The sequence below is a fragment of the Bradyrhizobium sp. genome (assembly GCF_027451485.1).
In the GTDB taxonomy this organism is placed as follows: domain Bacteria; phylum Pseudomonadota; class Alphaproteobacteria; order Rhizobiales; family Xanthobacteraceae; genus Bradyrhizobium.
On record NZ_DAIDJE010000097.1, the window covers coordinates 52,735 to 72,149 of the forward strand.

Here is a 19,415-nt window from a genome sequence, read left to right on the forward strand (position 1 = left end):
ATTGATCGAGCTTAGCCTGGCTGGCCGTGCTGCGCTTCCATTGACAGGTTATGGAACAGCCGCTTGCTCACGAGATGCAGGAAATAAAAACTGAATTTGGGATCCTGCAAACAGAGCTGCTTGACCTGATCGTAGGTGATCCGCAGCAGTTCACCGCTTGCCAAACACTCCACGGTCGCCGTCCGCGCCTGACCGGAATTAAGCAACCCGAGTTCGCCGAACACGTCGCCGGTTTGGAGGTCGACGTTTCGCTCTTTGACGCGAAAGCGGCCCGAAACGATGAAAAACATTTCATCCGCGGACTCCCCGCGGCGGAAGACAGTCTCGCCGACAGCGATTGCCTTCGTCGAACTGAACGGTTTGACCCAGTTCAGGTTCACATCGCCCTTCGTTGCATCCTCGATCTGTTTGATCAGCCGCAGCATCTGCCGCAGTCGCACGACGTTGAGCGGCAGCAGGACGAGGTGCAGAATCAAGACCGGATAGGCGTCGACGGCATAGCCGTAACCGATGAAAAGGAAATTGCTGACGATGCCGGCGACCCGAAGCGGCACCATGGTTTTCATATAGAACGTGACGAAAACGCAAGCGGCGGCCGCGTAACCGAGAAATTCGGCATGACTCATGGCTAGCCTCCCTGGGCAGCCCATTAATAATTGAAATCGGGGCGAGCTTGCCGGGGATTTTCGAAAATGCAAGTCGAGAGGGTCGGCTTGAACGAACGGCAGAGGTCTGGACCGGCCAATGCGCTCGCGCTGCAGCGGACGCCTGGTTTTACGCGCGCCCTTAGGTCAGCGCGCATTCTTTCTGACATCGCCTTCCGCCGCATCGCTCGCTTGCAGCGAAACCGGGTCGAGGTGATGGCGCTTGATCAGCGGCATCTGGGTGATCGCGAACGCCATGGTCAGCGGGATCACGCCAAACGCTTTGAAGCCGACCCAGAAATCGGTGCTCTGCGTGCGCCAGATGATTTCGTTCAGGATCGCCATGGCGAAAAAGAACAGAGCCCAGCGCAGCGTCAGAATTCGCCAGCCCTGAGGCGTGAGGTTGAAAACCTGGTCGAACAGGACGGCAATGAAGGAGCGGCCGAACAAAAGGCCGCCGCCGAGAACGAGTGCGAACAGCCCGTAGATAATGGTCGGCTTGACCTTGATGAAGGTCTCGTCGTGCAGAACGAGCGTCAGCGTGCCGAACACGAGCACGACGACGCCGGTGACCAACGCCATCAGCGGCACATGCCGCGTCACGACATAGGAAGCCGCCATCGCTGCGACGATGGCCACCATGAACGCGCCGGTCGCGACGAACAGGTGGAACTTGGCGTTCGCGCCGAAGAACACGAGCAGCGGCCCCAGCTCGGTAGCGAGCTTGAACAGCGGATGCGGCTGGGTCTTGTCCATTGCTAAAGCCTATACCTCAATTCCCGCGATCGCCTTCGCAAAGTCGTGAGCTGTGAACGGCGCAAGATCGTCGATTCCCTCGCCGACCCCGATGAAGTGCACGGGCAGCTTGTATTTCTCCGAAAGCGCCACGAGGATTCCACCCCGCGCGGTGCCATCGAGCTTGGTCATCACGAGGCCGGTAACGCCAGCGGTACGATGAAAGGCGTCGACTTGCGAGAGCGCGTTTTGTCCCACCGTCGCGTCCAGCACCAGCAGAACGGCATGCGGTGCGGTGTCGTCAACTTTCCGGATCACGCGAACCACCTTTTCGAGCTCGTTCATCAGCTCCGCTTTGTTTTGCAGCCGCCCGGCCGTATCGATCAGGAGCACGTCGCGCTTTTCGTCGCGGGCCGCCGAGAGCGCATTAAAGGCAAGGCTCGCCGAGTCCGAGCCTTGTGCCCCGGCAATCACAGGCGACTTCGTCCGTTCGCCCCAAACCTTCAGCTGTTCGATCGCGGCGGCGCGGAATGTATCGCCGGCGGCGAGCATCACCTTCCGGCCTTCGGCGGAAAATTTCGCAGCCAGCTTGCCGATGGTGGTGGTCTTGCCGGAACCGTTGACCCCGACGACGAGAACGACAAACGGCTTCTTTGCCGCCTCGATGATGAGGGGTTTCGCCACCGGCGCAAGCACCTTTTCGACCTCGGTTGCGACCACCGCTTTGACCTCGTCGGCCGAGATCGACTTGTCGTAGCGGCCATGGCCGACGGCCTGCGAGATTCGTGCCGCCACTTCGGTTCCGAGATCGGCACGGAGCAGCACATCCTCGATATCCTCGAGCATTGCGCGGTCGAGCTTGCGCTTGGTCACGAGATCGGCAACGGCCGTGCCGAGCGAACTCGAGGTCCGCTTCAATCCGCTGGATAGCCGGCGCCACCAGCTCTGTTTCGGTGCTTCCTCATTCATGGCGGGGTGTGTTAGCCCTTTCAAGCGATGAGTGAAAGTCTTGATCGGACCGAAGTTCCTGTACTGACCGCGGAGGAAATCCTCTCCCGCGTGCTCCATCGCGACGGCTTGATGCTGGTGATCGACAAGCCGGCAGGCCTGCCGGTTCACCGCGGACCGAAGGGCGGTCCCAACCTGGAAGCCTCCTTCGATGCGCTCAGGTTCGGCCTGCCGCGGCCGCCGGTGCTGGCGCATCGGCTGGACAAGGACACTTCCGGCTGCCTGGTGCTCGGACGCCATCGCAAGGCCACCGCCTCGCTCGGGCTGTTGTTCAAGCACGGCAGGATTTCAAAGACCTACTGGGCCGTCGTCGAAGGAGGTCCGCCCGTCGAAGAAGGCACCATCGACATGCCGCTTGGCCGGCTCAATCCTGAGCGCGGCTGGTGGCAGAAGGTCGATCCCGACGGACAACCGGCGATCACGAATTGGAAAGTAATGGGTCGCGGCGACGGCCTGACCTGGTTGGCGCTTGAGCCGGTCACCGGCCGCACCCATCAATTACGCGTGCATGCCTCGGCTCAGGGCTGGCCGATCGTCGGCGACAACATCTATGGCAACGGACCGCGGTTCGGCGAGCCGCGCCTGCATCTGCATTCCCGCGAAATCGGCATCCCGATTTCGAAGAACAAGGAACCGGTGCGCGCGGTGGCGCCTGCGCCGGAACATATGCGCGAGCGTTTGCGCATCTGCGGATGGAAGGAGGAGTAGCGCCAAGCGCTGCCGCGCCGATGGGATGGTCCAAGGCGTACTGGATCACCCGGTCAAGGCGGGCGACAGCCGGCTGGGTTAGACGATTAACCTGGCACCATCGCTTCCTCTGATCGCGAATCGCCGTACTTCTCCGGGCATCTCACCGTGGACTGCAACCGGCAGAAAATGTTCGGTGCGGCCCTGGGTGGCGCTTTCGACCAGAACCTGGCGCGTCGCGCCGATTTCCGATTCAAGGCGCCGCCGCAGCGCGGCTTCGCCCGCGTCGCGCAACCGCCTGGCGCGCTCCTTGATCATGCGACTCTCGACCTGCGGCATGCGCGAGGCCGGCGTACCCGGCCGTGGCGAATACGGAAAGACATGCAGGAAGGTCAGGCGGCACGCATCAATGAGATCCATCGAGCGGGCGAACATCGCTTCGGTTTCGGTTGGAAAGCCGGCAATGATATCGGCGCCGAGCGCCATATCCGGCCGCAGCCGTTGCACCTCAGCGCAAAACTCGATCGCCTGCTGACGGGAGTGACGGCGCTTCATGCGCTTTAAGATCAAGTCGTCGCCGGACTGCAGCGACAAATGCAGATGCGGCATTAGCCGTTCCTCCGTGGCGATGGCATCCAGGAGATCGCGGTCGACCTCAATGGAATCGACGGAAGAGATCCGCAGACGCTTCAGTTCCGGCACCTTGCGCAAGATTTGCTTCACCAACTGGCCGAGCTTGGGGGCTTCCGGCAGATCGGCGCCATAGCTTGTCAGGTCGACGCCGGTCAGCACGATTTCGGGATGGCCCCGTTCGACCAGCGCACGAACCTGCGCCAGCGCCGCCTCCACCGGCACCGAGCGCGAATTGCCGCGGCCGAACGGGATGATACAGAAGGTGCAGCGGTGATCGCAGCCGTTCTGCACCTGCACGAAGACGCGCGGCTGCCCCTTCGGCAATACTTCCATGCGAGGGGGCGCGATCTGCCGAAGCGACATGACGTCGCTGACTGCAATCTTGCGGCTCGCTGCAATATCCAGCGCAGCCGCTCCAAAAAGAGCCGTTCGCGCCCGCTGCCAGGCATCGGCCTGCATCTTGTCGTCGTTGCCGAGCACCCGATCGACTTCCGGCATTCCGGCAAACATCTCGGCCTGCGTCTGTGCCGCGCAGCCGGTAACGACGATGCGCGCGAATGGCCGCTCGCGCTTCAGCTTGCGAATCGACTGCCGCGCCTGCGCCACGGCCTCGTTGGTGACGGCGCAGCTATTGATGATGATGGTATCGGAAAGCCCGGCGCGCGCGGCTTCACTACGCATTACCTCAGACTCGAATGCGTTGAGGCGGCAGCCGAAGGTGACGACGTCGACGCTCATGCGACCGAGGCAAACAGCGCCGGGTCGAAATGCCCCTCATATTCGAAGACCGCGGGACCGGTCATCAACACATGATCGTCGCGATCGCGCCATTCGATGGTGAGATCGCCGCCCGGAAGTGTGATGCGAACCGTGCGATTGGCGCGCTTCAGCCGCGCAGCCGCAACCGCCGTCGCACACGCCGCCGACCCGCAGGCCTTGGTCAGTCCCGCGCCCCGCTCCCAGGTGCGGATCGTGATGTGGTCGCGATCAACGATGTGAGCCAGCGTGATGTTGGCGCGCTCGGGAAAGATCGGATGATTTTCCAGCAGTGGGCCGAAACGGCCGAGATCATAGGCCTGCACGTCGTCGACCCAGAAGATCGCATGCGGATTGCCCATGCTGACGACCGAGGGGGTGTGCAGGATCGGAGCGTCGATCGGCCCTATTTGCAGTTCGATGCCGCGCGTATCACGAAATTCTTCGGCGAGCGGGATATCCTGCCAGCCGAACTTCGGCACGCCCATATCGACGGTATAGAGATCGGCGGCCGGCCCCTGCCAGCAATTCAACAGGCCGGCGCTGGTCTCAAATGTGGCGGCTTGCTGGCCGGAAGCCTCGAACACCCGACGCGCCACGCAGCGCATGCCGTTGCCACAGGCGCCAGCCTCCGAACCGTCGTTGTTGTAGATGCGGATGAAGGCCTCGGTGCCCGACAGGCGCGGTGGCTGAAGCACCATCAGCTGATCGTAGTGGACCCCCTTTGGCGAAGCGACCGCACGTGCATCATCGGCCGTGACAGGACCCGGCCGGTCGCGCAGATCGACGACAACGATTTCGTTGCCGATCCCGTTCATCTTGGCAAAGCCGTGGTTGGCGAGCGCGCTCATCGATCCTTCCCGTCACGCCAGAGTTATATGGCGAACGAAGCCGAATAAGCTAGATGTGGGTTTATCTGTGTCCCTGCTCCCCGCCCGGCGGGGATGGGCATGAAATATCCGTAAATATCTATCATGAGACGAACGCCGCGCTCGCATGTTAGACATCCGGGATTCGCGCGTGCGGGCCACGGAAGGCCATGGAGAAGACCCGATGAACTACGCCAGCCCATGTCGTGTTGCCCTGTTCGCCCTGGTCCCGCTGGTTGCCGTCGCGCTCCAATCCGCCCATGCGCAGGCGCCAACGCCGGCTCCTTCCGTGAGCCCTGCCCCGCCGCCCGCCGAAAACAAATCCCCCGGGGATTTGCCGACGACGACGACGCCCACCGCGCCGCCGGCCCCGGTGCAGAAGGCGGATCCCTTTGGCGAGCAGATCACGCTGACCCCGAAAACGGTCATTGCCACGAAGGGCACCGCGAACTGGGACACCGCCTATGAAACCCTGGTTGCATCCTTGAAGACGCTTGCGGCTGCGCTCGAGAAGGCCGGAGACAAGCCGGCCGGCAACTCGATGATCGTCTACACCTCGACCGACGACACCGGCTTTACCTATCTGGCGGAGATACCGGTTGACCAGGAACCGAAGGACCTGCCGAAGGCAATCACTGTTGCCAAATCACCTGAAGGCAAGGCGCTCAAATTCGTCCACCGCGGTTCATATGAGAACATGGACAACACGTACGAGGCCATCACGAACCACCTCGACGACAAGAAGCTGGAAGCAAAAGACACCTTCATCGAGGAATATATCACCAATCCCCTGAAAACGCCGGACGACAAGCTGGTGATCAACGTCTACGTGCCGCTGAAGTGAACATGATGACAAAGCGCACCGTCCTGTACGCTTTCGTCGTTGTGCTAGCCGCCGCGCCGCTCGCGGCGGGAGCCCAGACGACAACGCAACCGTCGCCCGTGATATCCGTGACCGGCGAAGCCCGCATTTCGGTGCCGCCCGATATGGTCCAGATCGACACCGGGGTGACGTCGGACGGCAAGACTGCGCGCGAGGCGTCAGACGCCAACAATGCCACGATGGGCAAAGTGCTGCTGGCGCTGAAGGGAGCCGGCATCGAAGAGAAGGACTATCAGACCTCACGGCTGTCGTTGCAGCCGCAGTACACGGCGGCCAAATCCGGCTCACCGGCCACGATTTCCGGCTATCGCGCCAGCAACCGTGTGACGATCCGCCTGCACGACATCACCAAGGTTGCGAATATGATCGATACCGTGGTTACAGCGGGCGCCAACGAGATCGGCGGCATCAATTTCATGGTGTCGCAGGCCTCAAAGCTGCTCGACGGCGCGCGCGAGCAGGCGATTGCCGACGCGCGCCGCAAAGCGGAGATCTACGCCAAGGCCGCCGGCGTCGCGCTGGGCACGCCGGTCAGCATTTCCGAAGAGGGCGCCGCTCAGCCGCTGTTCCGCGCCAGGGTGATGGGTGGAATGGCGGCAGCCCCCGTGCCAATTGCCCAGGGGGAAGAGACGCTTTCGATCTCGGTTGGCGTGGTCTGGGCTATCAAGAAAGATCCGTAGCAACTTTGCACGTCCCGGACGCAGCGCCTCGTTAGAGGTGCGACGCACGAGGACTCTTCAAAAACTAAATCTCCACCACTTGCCCCGGCTTGAGCGCCACAAAACGCTCGCGCGGAATGTTGGCCTGATCGAGCGCCTCGCCCAGCGCGATTGCGGGCGCGTCGATGGCTTCGTCGGTGAGCCGGAACGTGCCGTGATGATGGGCGAGTGCCTGCGTTGCGCCGCAGTCGGCGAGCGCCATCACCGCGTCAGAAGGATTCATGTGCTGGTCCTTCATGAACCAGCGCGGCTCATAGGCGCCGATCGGCAGCAGCGCCAGCCGCAACGGACCGTGCATTCGCCCCACCTCGCGGAAGTGTTTGCCCTCGCCATAGCCGGAATCGCCGACGGCGTAGATTTTCCCGGCCGGCGTCTCGATGACAAAGCTCGCCCACAGGCATTGGTTACGATCGAACAGCCCGCGCGCCGACCAATGTCGCGTCGGCACCAGCGTGACGGCAACACCGTCGGCGAGTTCCACGCGCTGATGCCAGTCGAAGGCCTCGGCGCGAATGTCGGGATCGGCGCGCCTCATCGTGAGATCGTTGCCAAGCGGCGTGATCACGCGCGGCGAAAACCGCTTTGCCAGCCGGGACAGGGTCACGATGTCGAGATGATCGTAATGGCCGTGCGAAACCAGCACGGTATCGATATCAGGCAAGGCTTCGAAGGCGATGCCGGGATCGTTGCGACGCTTTGGACCCGCAAAGGCGAAGGGCGACACGCGTTTCGACCAGACGGGATCAACGAGAATGTTCCGCCCCGCCGTCTGGATGAGCCAGCTCGCGTGGCCCACAAAGGACAGCCGCGCCTTGTTGCCATCTACCCGCGCCGGCGGGGTATCTGCATGCTGGCTGGGCACCCATTTCGGCCAGACCGCGCGCTTGCGGTTGCCGCCGAACTGCCAGCGCAGCACGTCGCGCAGCGCCTTTGGCGGCACGCCGTCGGGATCGAAGAAAACCCGGCCGTCGAAATGGTCCGACGGGGGCTTGTTACTGGAACCATGCATGAAGGGGATTGGCGGCAAAAACGGCTGTCCTTGCAAGAGGACTGCGAAACCTCCCGGTTCACGATACCGCCATCTGGAACTAGGACGTTTCTTGACTTTTCCGCCTCAAGGGCGTTTAACCCGCCGCAATTCATCGAAAAGAGTGTCCTTTTCGACCCGCCGACCGGTCCTGGAGACCGGAGGTCAACGCCCGACAGCGCGATGCGCCCTCGGGCGCAAAAGTGTTTGGAATCGCGTCATCCCGACATAGATGACGATCTGCTCCCTCGCCCACCCGTCGTGGGGAGAGGTAAAGAAAGAGAAGAGAATTTAAGTGTTCGACAACCTGTCGGAAAAGCTGGGTGGTATTCTCGATCGGTTGACGCGGCGCGGCGCGCTGACGGAGGCTGACGTTGACGCGGCCATGCGCGAGGTGCGGCGCGCGCTGCTGGAGGCCGATGTCTCCCTGGACGTCGTCCGCAGCTTCACCGATCGCGTTCGCGAGCAGGCGATCGGCGCCACCGTCGTCAAGTCGGTCACGCCCGGCCAGATGGTGGTCAAGATCGTTCATGACGAACTCGTCGCCACGCTGGGCTCCGACGGCCAGAGCATCGACCTTAACGCGGTGCCGCCGGTCGCGATCATGATGGTCGGCCTGCAAGGTTCCGGCAAAACCACGACGACCGCAAAACTGGCCCGCCGCCTGGTCCAGCGCGACAAGCGCAAGGTGTTGATGGCCTCGCTCGACATCTACCGTCCGGCGGCGATGGAACAGCTCGCCGTCCTTGGCCGCGATCTCGATGTTCCGACGCTGCCGATCGTTGCCGGGCAAAAGCCAGCGCAGATCGCAAAGCGGGCGTTAGAGGCCGGCAAGCTCGGCGGCTACGACGTCGTGCTGCTCGACACCGCCGGGCGTACCACGCTCGATGAAGAGATGATGACCGAGGCGGCGGAGATCAAAGCCACTGCCAATCCGCACGAAGTGCTGCTGGTCGCGGATTCGCTAACCGGCCAGGACGCGGTGAACCTGGCGCGCTCGTTCGACCAGCGGGTGGGCCTGACCGGCATCGCGCTGACGCGCGTCGATGGCGACGGCCGCGGCGGCGCAGCGCTGTCGATGCGCGCGGTCACGGGCAAGCCGATCAAGCTGATGGGCACCGGCGAAAAGACCGACGCGCTGGAGGATTTTCATCCAAGCCGCATCGCAAGCCGTATTCTCGGCATGGGCGACGTGGTCTCGCTGGTCGAGAAGGCTGCCGCCAGCATCGACGCCGAGAAAGCCGTGCGCACCGCCGAGCGGATGCGCAAGGGCCAGTTCGACCTTTCCGACATGCGCGAGCAGTTGATGCAGATGGCGAACATGGGCGGCATTTCCGGCCTGATGGGCATGATGCCCGGCATCGCCAAGATGAAAAACCAGATCGCCAATGCCGGGATCGACGACAAGATCATCAAGCGCCAAGTCGCCTTGATCGACTCGATGACGCGGCAGGAGCGCAAGCATCCGGACATTCTCAAGGCGAGCCGCAAGAAGCGGATCGCGGCCGGCGCCGGCGGCAAGGTCGAAGACCTCAACAAGCTGCTCAAGATGCACCGGAACATGGCCGACATGATGAAGGCCATGGGCTCGGGCAAGCGCGGCCCGCTCGCCGGCATTGCGCAAGCCATGGGCTTTGGCGGCGGCATGCCTAGCGCGGAGCAGATGAAGGCGCTGGCCGAGAAGATTCCGCAAGGCGCAGGCCCCGCCGGCGTGCCGGCCTTGCCGAAAGACATTCCCGCCGGCCTTCGCACCGGGCTACCGAATTTGCCGGGGCTTACGGGACTGCCCAACAAGCCGACGTTGCCGGGCCTCGCCGGCTTTCCTGGTCCGGGGAAGAAGAAGTAATCGACAGATCAATTCACCCTTATTCGAACAGACATATTCAAGGAGAAGTTCATGTCCGTTGTGATCCGCCTTGCTCGCGCAGGCACCAAGAAGCGTCCCGTCTATCACGTCGTCGTCGCCGACTCGCGCTTTCCGCGTGACGGCCGCTTCATCGAGCGGCTCGGCCATTTCAATCCGCTGATGCCGAAGGACAACGCCGACCGGCTCAAGCTCGACATGGACAAGCTCAAGGCCTGGCTCGCCAAGGGCGCGCAGCCGTCCGATCGCGTGATGCGCTTCCTCGACGCCGCCGGCGTGAAGAAGCGGGAGAAGCGCAACAATCCGGAGAAGGCCGTGCCGCGCAAGGAGCGCAAGGCGCAGGCTGAAGCCGCCGCCAAGTCGGCGTAACTCTTGAGGAGAGAAACGGCCTCGCACTTCAGGACGCACGGCTTTGGCCGAGGTCCTCAGCGCGAGAGTCTTTCCCCTCATACTGAGGAGCGACGTCACCCAAGCACGCCCAGCGACGGCGAGACCGTCGCGAACGGTGCAAAAAACGGCCGCATCTCGAAGGACTGGGCCCGATAATGGCTGGGCAAGTTTGCGTCGCCCGGATCGGCGCCGCGCATGGCGTGCGCGGGGCCGTGAAACTATGGACCTTCACTGAAGATCCGCTTGCGATCGAAGATTACGGACCGCTGGCGACCAAGGATGGCGGACGTCACCTCGAACTGACAAGCGCCCGCGAGGCCAAGGACCATCTGGTTGTCACCTTCAAGGGCGTCACCACCCGCGATGAGGCCGAACGCCTCAACGGACTCGAGCTTTACATCCCACGGGACAAACTGCCGGCGACCGAAGAAGACGAGTATTATCACGCAGACCTGATCGGCCTTGACGCGGTAACCACGGCCGATGAACCGCTCGGGCGTGTGATCGCCATTCATAACTTCGGCGCCGGCGATATCATCGAGATCGCCCCGGAAAGCGGCACGACGATACTCTTGCCCTTTTCAAATGCGGTGGTGCCGACGGTCGACATACCGGGCGGGCGAGTCGTGATCGAATTGCCAAGGGAAATTGAGGGCGACGGCTAGTGTCTCATTAGGAGCCGCCTGATCGCCATTCCACCAGATTGGGAGCGATGACATGAGCAAGACCCACAAAGCCTGGCGGCTCCATGCCCACCACGATCTGCGCTTTGAGGACGTCGACACGCCAAATCCCGCGCCCGACGGCGTCCTGGTGGCAATCGAGGCCGGCATGGTGCTTTCCTATATGGGGCGCGTCATGTCGGGCCAGGTGCCCTACAACCTGCCCCCGATGCCGTTCGTGCCCGGCACCAATGCGATCGGCCGCGTGATTGCGACCGGCGAGAACGTTGGACATGTCCGCAGTGGCGACCGTGTCTTCCTCAGCCCGCATCTGCGCGGCGATGTGCCGAGTGCCGAGCCGCCGCAAATCCTGATTGGGCTGACTGCAACCACGCCGACGCCGGAAGCCCTCGCCTTGCAGGCACGCTGGCGCGATGGTGTTTTCGCGCAGGTTGCGCACTGGCCGGCCGCCTGCATCACGCCGCTCGCTTTTCTCGATGATCGACCCGCCACCGAGTTGATCGCGCTTGCAAAGCTGATCGTGCCCTTCGGCGGATTGCAGCGCACAGGTCTGCGCGGTGGAGCGACCATCATCGTCAACGGCGCGACCGGTTATTTCGGCTCGGGCGCGGTGATGCTGGCGGTGGCGCTGGGCGCGGGCCGCGTCGTCGCTGTCGGACGCAAACAGGAAGTCCTCGGATCCTTGCGCGACAAGTTCGGGCCGCGGGTGATTCCGGCTGTCGTTTCCGGTGATGCGGACAAGGACCTTCCGATCATCCGTCATGCCGCCGGCGGCCATGCGCATGTCGCGCTCGATTTGCTCGGCTCCGCGAAAAGCACCTCGACCACGCTTTCCTGCCTGCGCGCGCTGAAGCGCGGCGGCCGATTGGTGCTGATGGGCTCAGCCGACGTGCCGCTCGACCTGTCGATGCGCGAGATGCTGACGAACGATTGGGAAGTGGTTGGCCAGTTCATGTATGAGCGGCAGGCACCGGGCCAGCTGGCCGCGTTGGCGGCGGAAGGCCTGCTGGATCTGAAGCAAATTCAGGTCACAACGTTTGAACTCGCCGACTTCAAGCGCGCGGTCGATAGCGCCGCGCTGATGCACGGCCTCGATCTCACGGCGGTGGTGCCCTAGCCAGGGATCATGCCGCCTCGGAAGCGGCTCGACGTCATTTCAGAGCCGCCTCTAGTCGACCAGCTTTTTCCTTTTGATTTCTGAAAGACAAAGCGCGATTGAGGGCAATGACTTCACCCTGGCGCACGACTGTTCTGACCCTCTTTCCGGAGATGTTTCCGGGACCGCTCGGCGTGAGCCTGGCCGGCAGGGCGCTTGCCATGGGCGTCTGGTCGCTTGAGGCGCGCGATATCAGGGATTCCGCCACCGACCGCCATCGCAGCGTCGATGACACCCCTGCCGGCGGGGGCCCGGGCATGGTACTGCGGGCCGACATATTGGCCGCGGCAATCGATGCCGCGGCAGTACCGCCCGGCCGGCCGCGCCTGCTCATGAGCCCGCGCGGTCGGCCATTGACCCAGTCGCGGGTGGCGGAACTCGCCGCGGGACCGGGCACGCTGATCGTCTGCGGCCGTTTCGAGGGGATCGACCAGCGGGTGATCGAGGCGCGGGCGCTTGAGGAGGTTTCGATCGGCGACTACGTGCTCTCGGGAGGGGAAATCGCCGCCATGGCGCTGGTCGATGCCTGTGTCCGGCTGTTGCCCGGGGTTATGGGAAGTGCGGAATCCGCCTCGGAGGAGAGTTTTTCCCATTCCTTACTCGAATACCCCCAATATACCCGCCCCCAGGCCTTCGAAGGGCGACCGATCCCCGAAGTGCTGCTGTCCGGCGATCACGCGAAGGTCGCAGCATGGCGGCGGGCGGAAGCAGAGCGGCTGACGCGGACCCGGCGGCCGGATTTATGGGCCGCCCATGAAAACGCGCCAAAAAGCACGACAAAGGAGTGACAAGGTCCCACCTTTGGCTTATACGGGCGCCAATTCCGAGAACTGACGGCAGCTTGGATCGCGAGCCCCCGGACTGGCAGGGCGCGCGCCGCCGATGGAGATTACCAATGAACCTGATTCAACAGCTCGAAAAAGAGCAATTCGAAAAGATGTCCGCCGGCAAGGACATTCCGGATTTCGGGCCGGGCGACACCGTGATCGTCAATGTCAAGGTGGTCGAAGGCGATCGCACTCGCGTGCAGGCCTATGAAGGGGTCTGTATCGGCCGCTCAGGCGGTGGGCTCAATGAGAGCTTCACGGTCCGCAAGATTTCCTACGGCGAAGGCGTCGAGCGTGTCTTCCCGATCATGTCGCCGATGATCGACTCCATCAAGGTCGTGCGCCGCGGCAAGGTGCGCCGCGCCAAGCTCTATTACCTGCGCAATCTGCGCGGCAAGTCGGCCCGCATCGTCGAAAAGTCCGAGCGCGCCGCCGCCGTCAACGAGTAATTCGAGCCGACCCAAGGCTCTCTCGAAAGCGCGGGGCATGCCCCGCGCTTTTTTGTTGTCGGGGTCAAGCCCGGCAATCACGAAGGGAGTTGGTCCGCCACCGATTGATTGTCCATGCCACAGCGCTTGTGTTAGAAATTTAGAATGGTTTCGGATTCAACCAGCATCAATAGCCGGCGCGTCGTCATCGACGATCACGCCCGCCTCCCCGGCCGCTTCTTCGGACGGTTCGCGACGTCTGCGACCTCGGAACTTGCGCGCGCGTTCTGACGCTGCGCTTTCCGCCGCCATCGGCACGATTCCGTCCCTTCCGATTTCCTGTTGAGGAGCTGACGCTCATGTCCAAACCGACGACCCTGTACGACAAGATCTGGAACGATCACTTGGTGCACGAAGCAGAAGACGGCACCTGCCTGATCTATATTGACCGCCATCTGGTGCATGAGGTGACTTCGCCGCAGGCGTTCGAAGGCTTGCGCGCCACGGGGCGCAAGGTTCGAGCGCCCGAAAAGACACTTGCGGTCGTTGACCACAACGTGCCGACCACCGATCGTACGAAGCCGAATCCCGATCCCGAAAGCGCCGAGCAGATCAGGGTGCTGGCGGAGAACGCGAGGGATTTCGGCATCGAGTATTACAACGAGTTCGATCGTCGCCAAGGCATTGTCCATGTCATCGGCCCCGAGCAAGGCTTTACGCTGCCGGGCACCACGATCGTCTGCGGCGACAGCCACACCTCGACCCACGGCGCCTTCGGCGCGCTCGCCCACGGCATCGGCACGTCGGAGGTCGAACATGTGCTCGCGACGCAAACGCTGATCCAGAAGAAGGCGAAGAACATGCGCGCCATCGTCGATGGCAAATTGCCCGACGGCGTCACCGGCAAGGACATTATCCTTTCGATCATCGGCGAGATCGGCACTGCCGGCGGCACCGGCTACGTGCTGGAATATGCGGGCGAGGCCATCCGTTCGCTCTCGATGGAGGGCCGCATGACCGTCTGCAACATGTCGATCGAAGGCGGCGCTCGCGCCGGTCTCGTCGCGCCGGACGAGAAGGCGTTCGAATTCCTGAAGGGCCGGCCGAAATCGCCCAAGGGTGCCGCCTGGGATGCCGCGCTTCGCTACTGGGAAAGCCTGCGCAGCGATGACGGCGCGCATTTCGACCACGAGATCAGGCTCGACGCGGCTAAGCTGCCGCCGGTCGTGACCTGGGGCACCTCGCCGGAAGACGTTGCCTCGATCGCAGGAGTGGTGCCCGATCCCGACAAGATCGAGGATGAGGCCAAGCGCATCTCCAAGCACCGCGCGCTGAGCTACATGGGGCTGAAAGCAGGGACGAAGATCACCGATATCAAGCTCGACCGCGTCTTCATCGGCTCCTGCACCAATGGCCGGATCGAGGATTTGCGCGCGGCGGCGAAAATCGCCGACGGCAAGCGGGTGAATGCCAACGTCAATGCGATGATCGTGCCGGGTTCCGGCATCGTGAAGGAACAGGCGGAAGCCGAAGGCCTCGACAAGATTTTCATCAAGGCCGGCTTCGAATGGCGCGAACCGGGCTGTTCGATGTGTCTTGCCATGAATCCGGACAAGCTCAGGCCGGAAGAGCGCTGCGCCTCGACTTCCAACCGTAATTTCGAGGGGCGCCAGGGTTTTAAGGGCCGCACCCACTTGGTCTCACCAGCCATGGCAGCCGCAGCCGCGATTGCCGGGCATTTCGTCGATGTCCGGGACTGGCGGTAAAACAGCGGCAACCCCTTCAAATCGGGCTATTGAAGAAGGATACCGTTAACCGGACAGGCGCAAGCTATAGGCGGTGAAATCCCGTTCGCGACTGCGTGGGGGACCGTCATGGCAGACAAGACTGACAAACCCGAATTCGTCGATACGATCGGCGACGCGACACGGCAGCGCTACCGGCGCGTGATGCCGCGCGTCAAGGAGCCCGTCGTCAAGCAAGCCCCAAAGATCAGCCATTGGCCGCCGGAGCGGCTCGAGCAATGGCGGATGGAAAATCTGACGCCCTGGAAGATCAAGCCCTGGAAGATCAAGGACTGGATCTGAACGGGCGCACGTCCGGTTCCCCTGAGCGCGCGAAGGCGTCGTTTTCAAAAGGATCAGGCGCCCTTGCGGGGCGCCTGACTCACCTCACCTGACGTGTCTCGAACCTCGACGTCAGGCGCGATGAAGCATCGCCGTCAACGTGTGGCGCTTTTTGCTGGGGTGGCTTTGTTGGCGGGAAACCTAGAAGGCGCCGGCTGAACACGTCATGAATGTGCACGCCACGGATTTTCGCCGCCGCGCATGCGCCGCGTTCGCGCACGAGCATATGACCGTCATCATGGACCTAATCATCCGCGGCCACACACAGGGCGCCAGTGGAAATGCTCCCGACCGTGGTGTTCCGACCGCATCTCATCGGGATCAAGTGCGGCTGCAAGGTCTTTGAAAAATGCCTAGCCGTGGGTCCAGACGCAGGTCATATGCGGCACGATGACCGTGCCGCTCGGACGGTACTCCTGCGCATAGGAGGCACGACACACCCGAACCGCATTCGGCCCGGGGTTGTAGCGGGGATAAACATCGTCCGGCACGACCTGACGGTGCGGGTAAATGCGAACCCGCCGCGACGGACGAGCGGCCCCTTCGGCCGGGCGTGCGGCGAGATCGTCGGGCGTCAACGTTTGCGCAACGCGCGTACCCTGCGGCGCGGTCTGGGCTTCTGCGCCCGATATCAGCAGCACGAAAGTGCCCGCGAAAACCCCAGCTATCGCCAGTTTGCCGATACTCATCGTCACGCGCGCCCCGCTTCGGTCATCTGTGCCTACGCTCTCCGATTGCCGGGACAAGGTCAACATCAAGGCCGATCTTTTCCGCCCCATCGTGCCGGGCAGGCCTTCATCCTTTTGCGGCAAAGCAGGTTCCTGCACTGTTGAGCACCGAGTGTTTCGGCCGCCGCGTGCTGATGCGGAATCGGCATCAGTTCGGCCTCGACGAAGGACATGGCTACCATTGAGGGAGAGGCGGTTTGAGGCGGCTTTTTTGCCCTTTTACGCGAGCGGCATTCGCGATAAAACTCGCCCCGCAATTGCTTTTCGCCCATCCCAACCGAGAACTGTCATCCTCATGGAAAAGTTCACCACGCTCGAAGGCGTCGCAGCGCCGCTGAAGATCATCAATGTCGATACCGACATGATCATCCCCAAGCAGTATCTGAAGACCATCAAGCGCACGGGGCTTGGCAAAGGCCTGTTCTCGGAACAGCGCTACAAGGACGACGGCAGCGAGAACCCGGATTTCGTGCTCAACAAGCCGGCCTACCGCAACGCCAAGGTGCTGGTGGCCGGCGACAATTTCGGCTGCGGCTCGAGCCGCGAGCACGCGCCCTGGGCGCTGCTCGATTTCGGCATCCGCTGCGTGATCTCGACCTCGTTCGGCGACATCTTCTACAACAACTGCTTCAAGAACGGCATTCTGCCGATCCGTGTTGCCCAAGAAGATCTCGACAAGCTGTTCGACGACGCCGAGCGCGGCGCCAACGCAACGCTGACCATCGATCTGCCCAATCAGGAAATCCGCGGCCCCGACGGCGGCACTGTGAAGTTCGAGATCGATCCGTTCCGCAAACATTGCCTGATGAACGGGCTCGACGACATCGGCCTTACGATGGAAAAGAAATCGTCGATCGATGCCTATGAGGCCAAGCTGAAAGAGCGCGCCTGGGCTTAAGTCTTATTCGACGCGTTTTCTCACGCGAACCGGCTTGCACTTTCGCTCGAAAACGCCATGCGGACTGACATCGTCACTTTCTGGCACGGCCCGCTGGACGCCTTGCGCAGGCTATGCCTGCGTTCGCAGGTCGCGGCTGGCCACAAAGTGACGATCTACAGCTTCGATCCGATCGCCCAATTGCCCGAGGGCGTCGATAACGCGGAAGCCGAACCGATCCTGCCGCATTCCTTTGCGGAACGGCTGCGCCCTATGACAGATGGGGTCTGGATCGACCGGACCATGCTGCAATTCTCGGATTTTTTCCGGATGCGGCTGATGGCGAAGCAGGCAGGCCTCTGGCTCGATGCCGATGTCCTGCTGCTAAGGCCTGTCGAGATCGACCCGGCAAAACCCTATTTTGCCTGGGAGCAGCCGCGGCAACTCGGCAATTCGGTGCTGTATCTCCCCTCAGCCGATCCGATCGTTACCGCCTTCGAAGCCTTGATGGCGCAGGACGAGTTGACGCCGGACTGGCTGTCATTCCGGCATCGCTTCACCTACATGCTGCACAAATTGCGCGGGACAAGGCGCATCTCGGACGTGCGGCTCGCGATCTTTGGTCCCGCAGCGCTCACGGCGCTTGCCCGCCGCTCCGGAGAATTGCAATACGCCCTCCCCAAGAAGTCGTTTTACGCCGTGCATGCCGAGCCGAAGCTGTTCTTCGAACCACGGGACTTTTCGCCCCTGGTGGGCGACGGCGAGATCATCGGTTTTCACATCTCGCCGAAAGGCCGTGGCAACCAGCCGCCAGTGCCAGGCAGTCTGCATGCCTGGGCGGCAGCGCGATTTGGTGCCTAAAGAAGACGCCCGGCTTTGTCTGACCCGGTTGCGCCTAGTTTGATCCAGCGCAATGCCGCTCCCGAGACGGCGGTCCAGAATGCATTAAATCTTTTTCTGAGGCGGAGCTTCGTCATGACAGTCCAGGACACTTCTCCTTCCGTCCTTGAGCGCCTGACCCATACCTTTAATGATTGGCTCAACCACCGGCGGGAGCTGAACGAGATGCGTCAGCTCGACCCGGTTGAGTTCGACCGCATCGCTCACGATCTTCAGCTTTCGCCCGCTGACCTGAACGAGCTCGTCGACCGGGGACCGCACGCTGCGGACGAATTGCCAAGATTGCTGGTGGCTCTTGGCATCGATGCCGAGGCCTTGGCGCGGGTCGAGCCCGTGGTGCTGCACGACATGGAGCGTGTCTGCGCGTTGTGCAATCACAAGCACGAATGCGATCACGATCTAGCGGCAGGGACCTCAGCCGAGCATTATCGGGAATATTGCCTCAACGCGTCCACGATTGCGGGTTTGAGTCAGGAACCGGGACAACGAAAGACAAATAGCTAATTTCTCATCGCAGCGATTGAATCCGCGATCGCGATCGTGCGGCGCGCCATGTCTGCATGCAGACGCTCCACCATCTGGCCGTCGAGCGAGATGGCGCCGCGTGCGGCATTCTCCGGCAATTCGAATGCCGCGATGATCTTGCGCGCCCGCGCCACTTCTTCCGGCGGCGGCGTAAAGATGACATTGCAGGCCTCGATCTGGCCGGGGTGAATCAGCGTCTTGCCGTCAAAGCCAAGATCGCGTGCCTGCGCGCATTCCTGATTGAAGCCTTCGATGTTGCTGAAGTCACTGTAGGGCCCATCGAGGATTTCGAGACCGTAGGCGCGGGCTGCCAGGATGCAGTGGATGATCATCGGCAGCATGATGACGCGGCCGGGCTGCATGCGAATGCGCGTTTCGCGCGAAATATCGTTGGGTCCGAATACAAAGCCGGCCAGCCGCGGCTCGACATCGCGCGAGGCCGCCGCGAGTTCCTCGGCATGCAGCACCGCACGCGCGGTCTCGATCATCGCCCAGACACGGATCGACGGGTCGGCCTTGGCTTCGCGTAGCGCGCCCGCAATGGTACGAAGATCGTCCAGGCTCGACACCTTCGGCACCAGGATGGCGTCGGGCTTGGCACCGGCGGCCATCCTGGCATCCTCGGCCCAAAATGGCGTGTCCAGCGCATTGGTCCGGATCCAGACCTCCCGCTTGCCAAAGCCGCCAGCTGCGATAGCTTTCGCAATCTGCTCCCGCGCCAGGGGCTTGGCATCCGGCGCGACAGAATCTTCGAGATCGAGGATGATGGCGTCGGCGGCAAGAACGCGCGCCTTCTCCAGCGCCCGCGAATTCGAACCCGGCATGAACAAAAGGCTGCGGCGCGGATGGGTCATGATTTGATTCCCTTCGATTACGAACTCTTGTAGCGCGGCGCCAGGCTCTGCAGGGACACGCGCTGGAACCGCCGGAGTCCTATATAGCTTGAGCAT

22 protein-coding genes are annotated in these 19,415 nt (G+C 62.5%); 14 read left to right on the forward strand and 8 right to left on the reverse strand.

Going from position 1 to position 19,415, the window contains the following annotated elements; genetic code table 11:
- Window positions 1-11: 11 nt before the first annotated feature.
- From NEZ08_RS13025 to ftsY, 3 genes are all read right to left on the reverse strand, one after another.
- Complete coding sequence (locus NEZ08_RS13025) at window positions 12-626, reverse strand: Crp/Fnr family transcriptional regulator (protein WP_298107389.1); 615 nt, start codon at window positions 624-626, stop codon at window positions 12-14.
- Window positions 627-791: 165 nt separating this feature from the next.
- Complete coding sequence (locus tag NEZ08_RS13030) at window positions 792-1,400, reverse strand: septation protein A (RefSeq protein WP_298107390.1); 609 nt, start codon at window positions 1,398-1,400, stop codon at window positions 792-794.
- A gap of 9 nt (window positions 1,401-1,409) precedes the next feature.
- Window positions 1,410-2,348 carry a signal recognition particle-docking protein FtsY gene (gene ftsY / locus NEZ08_RS13035; RefSeq protein WP_298107391.1) on the reverse strand — a complete coding sequence of 313 codons (939 nt, stop codon included), beginning with the start codon at window positions 2,346-2,348 and terminating at the stop codon, window positions 1,410-1,412.
- Window positions 2,349-2,375: 27 nt separating this feature from the next.
- Here ftsY and NEZ08_RS13040 point away from each other — a divergent pair, with 27 nt between their 5' ends.
- The gene (locus NEZ08_RS13040; RefSeq protein WP_298107392.1) at window positions 2,376-3,095 is read left to right on the forward strand and encodes an RluA family pseudouridine synthase; all 720 of its coding nucleotides are present in this window, start codon (window positions 2,376-2,378) and stop codon (window positions 3,093-3,095) included.
- A 78-nt stretch (window positions 3,096-3,173) separates the two neighbouring features.
- On the opposite strand, the gene mtaB is transcribed toward NEZ08_RS13040, so the two are convergent.
- Both mtaB and dapF read right to left on the reverse strand, forming a co-directional pair.
- A complete protein-coding gene (gene mtaB / locus NEZ08_RS13045) occupies window positions 3,174-4,445 on the reverse strand; it encodes a tRNA (N(6)-L-threonylcarbamoyladenosine(37)-C(2))-methylthiotransferase MtaB (RefSeq protein WP_298107393.1) in 1,272 nt (423 codons plus the stop codon).
- Complete coding sequence (gene dapF, locus NEZ08_RS13050) at window positions 4,442-5,314, reverse strand: diaminopimelate epimerase (protein WP_298107394.1); 873 nt, start codon at window positions 5,312-5,314, stop codon at window positions 4,442-4,444. The genes mtaB and dapF overlap by 4 nt, the downstream gene beginning before the upstream one ends.
- A 202-nt stretch (window positions 5,315-5,516) precedes the next feature.
- Here dapF and NEZ08_RS13055 point away from each other — a divergent pair, with 202 nt between their 5' ends.
- The gene (locus NEZ08_RS13055; protein WP_298107395.1) at window positions 5,517-6,176 is read left to right on the forward strand and encodes a GyrI-like domain-containing protein; all 660 of its coding nucleotides are present in this window, start codon (window positions 5,517-5,519) and stop codon (window positions 6,174-6,176) included.
- A 2-nt stretch (window positions 6,177-6,178) separates the two neighbouring features.
- Window positions 6,179-6,895 carry an SIMPL domain-containing protein gene (locus tag NEZ08_RS13060; protein ID WP_298107397.1) on the forward strand — a complete coding sequence of 239 codons (717 nt, stop codon included), beginning with the start codon at window positions 6,179-6,181 and terminating at the stop codon, window positions 6,893-6,895.
- A gap of 64 nt (window positions 6,896-6,959) precedes the next feature.
- Here NEZ08_RS13060 and NEZ08_RS13065 read toward each other — a convergent pair whose 3' ends face one another.
- Window positions 6,960-7,943: an MBL fold metallo-hydrolase gene (locus NEZ08_RS13065; RefSeq protein WP_298107398.1), complete on the reverse strand. Its 984-nt coding sequence runs from the start codon at window positions 7,941-7,943 to the stop codon at window positions 6,960-6,962.
- 313 nt (window positions 7,944-8,256) lie between these two features.
- Between NEZ08_RS13065 and ffh the strand changes: the two genes are divergently transcribed.
- From ffh to NEZ08_RS13105, 8 genes are all read left to right on the forward strand, one after another.
- Window positions 8,257-9,807: a signal recognition particle protein gene (gene ffh / locus NEZ08_RS13070; protein WP_298107399.1), complete on the forward strand. Its 1,551-nt coding sequence runs from the start codon at window positions 8,257-8,259 to the stop codon at window positions 9,805-9,807.
- A 51-nt stretch (window positions 9,808-9,858) separates the two neighbouring features.
- The gene (rpsP, locus tag NEZ08_RS13075; RefSeq protein WP_298107400.1) at window positions 9,859-10,194 is read left to right on the forward strand and encodes a 30S ribosomal protein S16; all 336 of its coding nucleotides are present in this window, start codon (window positions 9,859-9,861) and stop codon (window positions 10,192-10,194) included.
- Between the two features lie 173 nt (window positions 10,195-10,367).
- Window positions 10,368-10,880, forward strand: a complete 513-nt coding sequence (rimM, locus tag NEZ08_RS13080; protein WP_298107476.1) for a ribosome maturation factor RimM — start codon at window positions 10,368-10,370, stop codon at window positions 10,878-10,880.
- 52 nt (window positions 10,881-10,932) lie between these two features.
- Window positions 10,933-12,015: a zinc-binding alcohol dehydrogenase family protein gene (locus NEZ08_RS13085; RefSeq protein ID WP_298107402.1), complete on the forward strand. Its 1,083-nt coding sequence runs from the start codon at window positions 10,933-10,935 to the stop codon at window positions 12,013-12,015.
- 107 nt (window positions 12,016-12,122) lie between these two features.
- Window positions 12,123-12,842: a tRNA (guanosine(37)-N1)-methyltransferase TrmD gene (gene trmD / locus NEZ08_RS13090; RefSeq protein ID WP_298107403.1), complete on the forward strand. Its 720-nt coding sequence runs from the start codon at window positions 12,123-12,125 to the stop codon at window positions 12,840-12,842.
- A 107-nt stretch (window positions 12,843-12,949) separates the two neighbouring features.
- A complete protein-coding gene (rplS, locus tag NEZ08_RS13095) occupies window positions 12,950-13,330 on the forward strand; it encodes a 50S ribosomal protein L19 (RefSeq protein ID WP_298107404.1) in 381 nt (126 codons plus the stop codon).
- A 338-nt stretch (window positions 13,331-13,668) separates the two neighbouring features.
- On the forward strand, window positions 13,669-15,075 hold the full coding sequence (leuC, locus tag NEZ08_RS13100) for a 3-isopropylmalate dehydratase large subunit (RefSeq protein WP_298107405.1): 1,407 nt from the start codon (window positions 13,669-13,671) through the stop codon (window positions 15,073-15,075).
- A 108-nt stretch (window positions 15,076-15,183) separates the two neighbouring features.
- Window positions 15,184-15,396 (forward strand): hypothetical protein, encoded by a 213-nt coding sequence (locus NEZ08_RS13105; RefSeq protein ID WP_298107406.1) that lies wholly within the window; start codon window positions 15,184-15,186, stop codon window positions 15,394-15,396.
- A gap of 392 nt (window positions 15,397-15,788) precedes the next feature.
- Here NEZ08_RS13105 and NEZ08_RS13110 read toward each other — a convergent pair whose 3' ends face one another.
- Window positions 15,789-16,124, reverse strand: a complete 336-nt coding sequence (locus NEZ08_RS13110; RefSeq protein ID WP_298107407.1) for a hypothetical protein — start codon at window positions 16,122-16,124, stop codon at window positions 15,789-15,791.
- Window positions 16,125-16,458: 334 nt separating this feature from the next.
- On the opposite strand from NEZ08_RS13110, the gene leuD reads away from it, so the two are divergent.
- The 3 genes from leuD (at window position 16,459) to NEZ08_RS13125 (ending at window position 18,444) form a co-directional block, all read left to right on the forward strand.
- Window positions 16,459-17,061, forward strand: a complete 603-nt coding sequence (leuD, locus tag NEZ08_RS13115) for a 3-isopropylmalate dehydratase small subunit (protein WP_298107408.1) — start codon at window positions 16,459-16,461, stop codon at window positions 17,059-17,061.
- A 57-nt stretch (window positions 17,062-17,118) separates the two neighbouring features.
- Window positions 17,119-17,901, forward strand: coding sequence for a hypothetical protein (locus tag NEZ08_RS13120; protein WP_298107409.1), 783 nt, complete (start codon window positions 17,119-17,121; stop codon window positions 17,899-17,901).
- A gap of 114 nt (window positions 17,902-18,015) precedes the next feature.
- Window positions 18,016-18,444 (forward strand): hypothetical protein, encoded by a 429-nt coding sequence (locus NEZ08_RS13125; protein ID WP_298107410.1) that lies wholly within the window; start codon window positions 18,016-18,018, stop codon window positions 18,442-18,444.
- Here NEZ08_RS13125 and NEZ08_RS13130 read toward each other — a convergent pair.
- Window positions 18,441-19,319 carry a CoA ester lyase gene (locus tag NEZ08_RS13130; protein ID WP_298107411.1) on the reverse strand — a complete coding sequence of 293 codons (879 nt, stop codon included), beginning with the start codon at window positions 19,317-19,319 and terminating at the stop codon, window positions 18,441-18,443. The genes NEZ08_RS13125 and NEZ08_RS13130 overlap by 4 nt on opposite strands.
- Window positions 19,320-19,415 lie beyond the last annotated feature (96 nt).

Bases quoted from the DNA above. Each gene is read 5' to 3' on its own strand.
- NEZ08_RS13025 (WP_298107389.1), bottom strand. From the start codon at position 626: ATGAGTCATGCCGAATTTCTCGGTTACGCGGCCGCCGCTTGCGTTTTC.
- NEZ08_RS13030 (WP_298107390.1), bottom strand. From the start codon at position 1,400: ATGGACAAGACCCAGCCGCATCCGCTGTTCAAGCTCGCTACCGAGCTG.
- ftsY (WP_298107391.1), bottom strand. From the start codon at position 2,348: ATGAATGAGGAAGCACCGAAACAGAGCTGGTGGCGCCGGCTATCCAGC.
- NEZ08_RS13040 (WP_298107392.1), top strand. From the start codon at position 2,376: ATGAGTGAAAGTCTTGATCGGACCGAAGTTCCTGTACTGACCGCGGAG.
- mtaB (WP_298107393.1), bottom strand. From the start codon at position 4,445: ATGAGCGTCGACGTCGTCACCTTCGGCTGCCGCCTCAACGCATTCGAG.
- dapF (WP_298107394.1), bottom strand. From the start codon at position 5,314: ATGAGCGCGCTCGCCAACCACGGCTTTGCCAAGATGAACGGGATCGGC.
- NEZ08_RS13055 (WP_298107395.1), top strand. From the start codon at position 5,517: ATGAACTACGCCAGCCCATGTCGTGTTGCCCTGTTCGCCCTGGTCCCG.
- NEZ08_RS13060 (WP_298107397.1), top strand. From the start codon at position 6,179: ATGATGACAAAGCGCACCGTCCTGTACGCTTTCGTCGTTGTGCTAGCC.
- NEZ08_RS13065 (WP_298107398.1), bottom strand. From the start codon at position 7,943: ATGCATGGTTCCAGTAACAAGCCCCCGTCGGACCATTTCGACGGCCGG.
- rpsP (WP_298107400.1), top strand. From the start codon at position 9,859: ATGTCCGTTGTGATCCGCCTTGCTCGCGCAGGCACCAAGAAGCGTCCC.
- NEZ08_RS13085 (WP_298107402.1), top strand. From the start codon at position 10,933: ATGAGCAAGACCCACAAAGCCTGGCGGCTCCATGCCCACCACGATCTG.
- trmD (WP_298107403.1), top strand. From the start codon at position 12,123: ATGACTTCACCCTGGCGCACGACTGTTCTGACCCTCTTTCCGGAGATG.
- rplS (WP_298107404.1), top strand. From the start codon at position 12,950: ATGAACCTGATTCAACAGCTCGAAAAAGAGCAATTCGAAAAGATGTCC.
- leuC (WP_298107405.1), top strand. From the start codon at position 13,669: ATGTCCAAACCGACGACCCTGTACGACAAGATCTGGAACGATCACTTG.
- NEZ08_RS13105 (WP_298107406.1), top strand. From the start codon at position 15,184: ATGGCAGACAAGACTGACAAACCCGAATTCGTCGATACGATCGGCGAC.
- NEZ08_RS13110 (WP_298107407.1), bottom strand. From the start codon at position 16,124: ATGAGTATCGGCAAACTGGCGATAGCTGGGGTTTTCGCGGGCACTTTC.
- leuD (WP_298107408.1), top strand. From the start codon at position 16,459: ATGGAAAAGTTCACCACGCTCGAAGGCGTCGCAGCGCCGCTGAAGATC.
- NEZ08_RS13120 (WP_298107409.1), top strand. From the start codon at position 17,119: ATGCGGACTGACATCGTCACTTTCTGGCACGGCCCGCTGGACGCCTTG.
- NEZ08_RS13125 (WP_298107410.1), top strand. From the start codon at position 18,016: ATGACAGTCCAGGACACTTCTCCTTCCGTCCTTGAGCGCCTGACCCAT.
- NEZ08_RS13130 (WP_298107411.1), bottom strand. From the start codon at position 19,319: ATGACCCATCCGCGCCGCAGCCTTTTGTTCATGCCGGGTTCGAATTCG.